4 protein-coding genes and 1 pseudogene are annotated in these 4,667 nt (G+C 43.8%); all 5 read left to right on the top strand.

The genetic code is table 11. The features are described from left to right. Nucleotides 1–966 precede the first annotated feature (966 nt). Nucleotides 967–2,631 (top strand): protein kinase domain-containing protein, encoded by a 1,665-nt coding sequence (locus BLV54_RS14470; RefSeq protein ID WP_090572310.1) that lies wholly within the window; start codon nt 967–969, stop codon nt 2,629–2,631. An 87-nt stretch (nt 2,632–2,718) separates the two neighbouring features. Next, on the top strand, nt 2,719–3,063 hold the full coding sequence (locus BLV54_RS14465; RefSeq protein WP_090572309.1) for a cupin domain-containing protein: 345 nt from the start codon (nt 2,719–2,721) through the stop codon (nt 3,061–3,063). 46 nt (nt 3,064–3,109) lie between these two features. Beyond that, the gene (locus tag BLV54_RS14460; protein WP_090572308.1) at nt 3,110–3,460 is read left to right on the top strand and encodes a CidA/LrgA family protein; all 351 of its coding nucleotides are present in this window, start codon (nt 3,110–3,112) and stop codon (nt 3,458–3,460) included. Further along, complete coding sequence (locus tag BLV54_RS14455; protein WP_090572307.1) at nt 3,450–4,178, top strand: LrgB family protein; 729 nt, start codon at nt 3,450–3,452, stop codon at nt 4,176–4,178. Before BLV54_RS14460 ends, BLV54_RS14455 begins: the two co-directional genes overlap by 11 nt. Nucleotides 4,179–4,361: 183 nt before the next feature. Then, a pseudogene (locus BLV54_RS14450) lies at nt 4,362–4,496 on the top strand (transposase); the annotation flags it as partial. Nucleotides 4,497–4,667: the final 171 nt, after the last annotated feature.

Below are 4,667 nucleotides of genomic sequence, written 5' to 3'. Positions count from 1 at the left end.
GCTTACACGTTCCGCGAGAAGAAACCTTCACTTAATATCAGATTCACTCAAGCTCTTCCACTTGTAGGGTTGTGATTCTTATGTCGAACTCACGTTAAATAGCTAACCAGTGATCTAGCAAGTGTGGGTAATTGTTTTTTATAGTTCTATTTAGTCACATATCGTATATACATATGCATGTTTATTAAGCAAAAAAATTATACATGCAAAATTGCATGTAATAAAGCGATAATATCATTCCGGGTCGACAGGATTGGATTCCAAAAATGTAAGTAAAAATCAAAAACCTGACTAAACCCAAGAGACACCCCAACCTTAGGCGCCGCCAATAGCATAATGCAACTCAAATTTATCTGTAATCTGTTTGATCGCATAGTCGCCTGTTTGATAGGTAGCCGCAAAGCACATTGCTGAATGATCAAAACGGGGTTTGCTTAAATATGGAGGGTAATTTCTAGAACTTGAAAAAAGATGCAAATTACTTGGTATTTTGGAATACATCCCGATTAATTGGGTGATAATTTATAAGAAAAGCTCTATTATCTGAAAAATAAGATTACCTGTTAATCTTGTTTTTGATTAGCCACAAATATTCTTGAAAGAAATACTTGAGTAAATGAAATTTCAATCAAATCTGCTCTTATTAGTTTCCGAGAACAAGTCTAATACGAATGGGTCAGATAGGTTATCTAATCAGATAACTCATTAAAGAAAATCAATCTATTTAAATCTACGACCTAACAGGCTGCCGAAAATGTTGCGAGAACGATCAGATGCAAGGTGCGCAGAGACGAGAAAACGGGTGTAGCGACTTTCACTAAAACTTCTTTTAGCAAAATACATTTTAGCGTAGCTATATATCAAATAGAGGCGAGGAAACGAGCGCCAAACAACATTGTAAAGGGCCTGCCGCAGTAATTTTTAGCAGTTCCATTGAACAAGATTAGAGAAAGAGATATAAAAACCATGGCATATATACACGATCAGATTCTGCCTGAAGGTACCGAAATCGGTGTTTTTGAAATTAAAGATACCTTAAAAATTGGCGCGTTTGAGATCATCTATCGCGGCTGGAATCGTCATCTTAAGGAGCAAGTAGAAATACACGAGTATTTCCCCCATGATTTCGCCATTCGTGCAAGCAATGGTTTTGGTGTCGAACCTAAGTCTCCAAATGATAAAGAAAATTTTGAATACGGGTTAAAGGTTTTTTTGAATCAAGCCGAGATTCTCACGCAAATCGAACATCCCAATGTTGCCGCTGTTGAGATTATTTTGCAGCTCAATGGGACAGCTTACACGATTATGGCTCAGCAGGAAGGCGTGTCACTTGCCAGTTTAGTACAGTCTGCCACAACAATTGCTGAAACAGAATTAAAATTCATTCTGGTATCGATTCTGAATGCGCTGCAGAAAGTCCATGAGTGCAAAATTGTGCATAGCGGCATCCAGCCAGCAGCAATTTTTCTGGGCAAGAAGGGTGAGCCGCTGCTGACCCATTTCTCAGCCGCACGCTTGGCTATTGCCGCGCGCACTCCTAACCTTACCAGCGAATTAGCCGCCGGCTATGCGCCTGCAGAGCAATATGAGCAAGCTGATGTGCCTGGACCTGCAACTGATTTTTATGCGTTGGGCGCAACCCTATATCATTGTATGACGCATACCCCACCAGCTGATGCTCAGAATCGGATAATGGTTTTAAGCAAAGGTGAACCTGATCCGATGGTTTTACTCTCTGGTTCTGCAGACATTACTTATAGCGCGGAATTGCTGCAAGCGATTAATTGGATGCTACGGCCTGACTATAACGATCGACCGCAAACGGCGGCAGAGATTTTAACGCTGCTCAAATCAACGCATACCGAGGGCCAAAGCAAGCCTGCTACTACCCAGCAAAAAGCCGTGGATGATACCGAGAGTAGTGCGGGAGCCAAGCGTTTCATAGGGATGGGTGTCCTGATTGGAATAATCGCAACGATTGTTGCTGGTTTATGGTTCAGTAAAAAAGCTTCAGAATCATTTGAGGAGCAGTTAAATATAGCCGCGCAACCTCCAATCGAGCATCATAGCGATCAAACCAGCGTCGCACCAGAGTCACCAGAGGATCAAGCCGTCGCCTTGACCAGTAATCCAGCAAGTCAGCCAGAAAAAGGCCAGATACCAGAAAATACGTCTTCCCCAGCAGCAAGTATATCGGTTCCCGAAGCCGAGCCGCAGGATGATGTTGCAACTGAGCCGGAATCTGACGTAAATCAACAACAGACGGTGATTGAGTCATTACTTCCTCAACCTGCGAGCCAGAATTTGCCAGAAAAAACCCTCAATGGGGATTCGATCAAAGCATACCTGGCGGCTGCTGAAAAAGCCATGAAAGCCGTGCGTTTCACCACGCCGCAAAGTGACAATGCTTATAAATACTACCAGATGGTGCTTGCCATCGATCCGAACAATAGAGAAGCGCATTCCGGGCTACAGAAAATCGTTGACCACTATGTTCAGTTTATAACCAAAGCAAGAGCCGATGGTAGGCTAAATGAGGCTAGACTGTATTTGCAAAGGGCTGAATCTGTCTTGCCGGATGATGCCAAACTGCATCGGATTCGAGCAGAGTTAGCTGTTGTTAAGAAGTAGCTATATGTCTGATTTGAAAGAATTACAATACTGAAATCACTTGGATTATTCTTATCATTAATTTATGTTTAACTTTAGCCTCCATCTATGAAAGCAACTGTATCTGATCTTTTGAAACGAATACCGGGTAAAGTAACCGGGGAATGGTCAATGGGGGAGCCATTTGCGCTAGCGTTTGCGCATGGTTCCATGTCTGTCGAGCTATATGCTCCTCGTGGCACAGATATACAAACGCCGCACGATCAAGACGAGCTCTATTTTATTCATTCAGGACATGGTGAGTTTGTTGTGGCGGGTGAACGCCATCCATTCGAAGCAGGCACGGTCTTTTTTGTTCCGGCCCATGTAGAACATCGGTTTGAGAATTTTTCCCCTGATTTTTCTACCTGGGTTGTTTTCTGGGGACCTAAAGGTGGAGAAAAGGTTAAATAAAGCACGTAAACCGGCGTCTTAGCTTACGATTTATTAGAATGACGTCATGATTTCTGGTTTAGTGCAAATTCTGTTATGGCAAGGTTTAGGTGAATTGATTTCTTACTTCCTCATCCCTATCTTGCCTGGTCCTGTGTTGGGCCTTATCTTTCTGCTGATGTTCTTAATCATTAAAGGACAGGTGAACCCTTCGCTTGCAACAGTTTCTGATGCTTTTAGTCAGCATCTGGGCGTTTTATTCATACCAGCAGCGGTGGGCGTCATTTTGTTTTTACCGCAATTAAAAGCGCATGCTTTCGCAGTGATCATCGCATTAATTATGAGCGTTGTGTTAACCATCGTTACGACAGCGGTTATTTTGCGGCTCATTGCCAGGAAGAACTCTAATGAATCCTGACCAACTGCAAATTGCAGAAATCTGGGTGTATCTTTCTGGCAGTCCCTTATTTGCCTTGATTATTACACTGACAGCGTATCAAGCTGGTATCCTGTTTTATGAGAAAGCAAATAAAAATCCATTAGCGAATCCTGTTGCCATCGCAGTGGTTTTAGTTGCCATAGCGCTTTATCTGGTAGGTATGCCTTATCAACGCTATTTTGAAGGCGCGCAATTTGTGCATTTCTTACTGGGCACGGCAACCGTGGCACTCGCTGTACCCATTTACAGGAGTTTCGCCATTTTGAAAACGCGCTTGATTCCTTTAACCATCGCGTTGTTGTGTGGTGGGGCCGTTTCTATCGCCAGTGCAGTAGGCATCTCCACCTTCCTGGGTGCGGATACTGCCATAATCGGTGCTTTTTATCCCAAATCAGTGACCGCACCCATAGCGATGGGCATTGCCGAGCGTGTAGGCGTCTCGCCTACCTTGACCGCTGTGTTTGCCATCGTGACAGGTATCCTGGGAGCAATATTGGGTAGTTCAATTTTGAATCTGCTTGGCATGAGAGCCTGGTGGCAAAGAGGATTTGCGATGGGCGTAGCGGCACATGGCATTGGCACTTCCAGAGCTTTTGCTGTACATCCAGAAGCTGGTGTCTACGCCAGTCTAGCAATGGGGATGCATGGTATTTTGGGTGCGATCTTGATACCGTTACTGGTTTCTTATATTCGTTAATCTTAAAACAATGGGGATCAGAGCCTGAGGTATTCCAGCTACCGTAAATTGGTCGCTAATGCGCTAATGCCAGAGACTAAGGTAATCGATGCGAGAAAAGAAAGATTAGTCGTTGCTGACCTTTAAATTTTGAGATTGTGCGCATGTGTCGAAAAAAACCTATTAACATTACACTTAACCACAAATGATGGCGGCTTTGCCAAAGCCTTGGACTATACCCTCAAACGCTGGCCGAGCCTGATTCGCTACGCAGAAAGCGGGCACCTGCCGATCGATAACAATCCTATGGCAAATGTCATTCGCCCCATTGCACTAGGTGGCGAACTGGGATTACTAACGATTTATCGATACGCTGAAAGTTTCAGTGCAACCAAGATCAACTCAGAGGACAGGGTGATATGTGTTGTCAAATATGGAGTCCATATGATTAAGCTGCGAGTTGATTTGCATAGTATCGCTGTGTAAATTCTGCTGGCGATAGGTAACCTG

It is taken from the genome of Nitrosomonas sp. Nm33 (genome assembly GCF_900107265.1).
GTDB lineage: Bacteria > Pseudomonadota > Gammaproteobacteria > Burkholderiales > Nitrosomonadaceae > Nitrosomonas.
Note: the sequence above shows the minus strand (reverse complement) of the source record. Positions and strands in the feature narration are given on the sequence as shown.

Excerpts from the sequence above, each read along its gene's own strand:
- BLV54_RS14455 (WP_090572307.1), top strand. The coding sequence starts at position 3,450 with ATGAATCCTGACCAACTGCAAATTGCAGAAATCTGGGTGTATCTTTCT.
- BLV54_RS14470 (WP_090572310.1), top strand. The coding sequence starts at position 967 with ATGGCATATATACACGATCAGATTCTGCCTGAAGGTACCGAAATCGGT.
- BLV54_RS14460 (WP_090572308.1), top strand. The coding sequence starts at position 3,110 with ATGATTTCTGGTTTAGTGCAAATTCTGTTATGGCAAGGTTTAGGTGAA.
- BLV54_RS14465 (WP_090572309.1), top strand. The coding sequence starts at position 2,719 with ATGAAAGCAACTGTATCTGATCTTTTGAAACGAATACCGGGTAAAGTA.